General features: G+C 36.6%; 1 protein-coding gene. It reads left to right on the top strand.

Translation table 11 applies throughout. The annotated features are described in order from the left end of the window. Positions 1-275: 275 nt before the first annotated feature. Positions 276-763, top strand: a 488-nt coding sequence (gene tsf / locus ABS911_RS15200) for a translation elongation factor Ts (RefSeq protein ID WP_350468247.1), incomplete at its 3' end; no start/stop codon positions are given.

Here is a 763-nt window from a genome sequence, read left to right as displayed (position 1 = left end):
ATTAGAAGCTAAACAAGGTGAAGAAGAAGCTCCAGTAGAAGAAGCATCTGCTGAGTAATTCACTTTTAGAAAAGGTGATAAGTGGATGAAACCCTTATCACCTTTTTTTGAGAAAACTTTAGTGATTATCGTGAATGATTGAAATGTCACACTTTTTCACTTAAAGTATGAAGAGTAAATTAAATTTTTTATATATTTTGAGGAGGACACTCAACATGGCAAACATTTCTGCACAATTAGTAAAATAATTACGTGAAAAAACAGGCGCAGGTATGATGGACTGCAAAAAAGCATTAGTTGAAACAAACGGTGACTTAGATGCAGCAATCGATTTCTTACGTGAAAAAGGTTTAGCTGCTGCTGGTAAAAAAGCTGACCGTATCGCTGCTGAAGGTACTACTTACATTTTAGAAAGCGGTAACGAAGCAATCCTTTTAGAAGTAAACGCTGAAACTGACTTCGTAGCGAAAAACGAAAAATTCCAAGTTCTAGTTTCTTCATTAGCTGAGCAATTACTAGCTGGTAAACCAGAATCAGTAGAAGCAGCATTAGAATTAGAAAAAGATGGCGTGAAAATTGTTGATCAAATTTCTACAGCTACAGCTACAATCGGCGAAAAAATCTCTTTACGTCGTTTTGAAATTAAAACAAAATCAGATGCAGATGCATTCGGTTCATACTTACACATGGGTGGCCGTATCGGTGTATTAGTAGTTCTTGAAGGTTCTACTGACGCTACATCTTTAGCAGCTGCAGCGTCAGT

The sequence above is a fragment of the Carnobacterium sp. genome (genome assembly GCF_040274425.1).
This window is presented reverse-complemented; position numbering and strand designations above follow the sequence as displayed.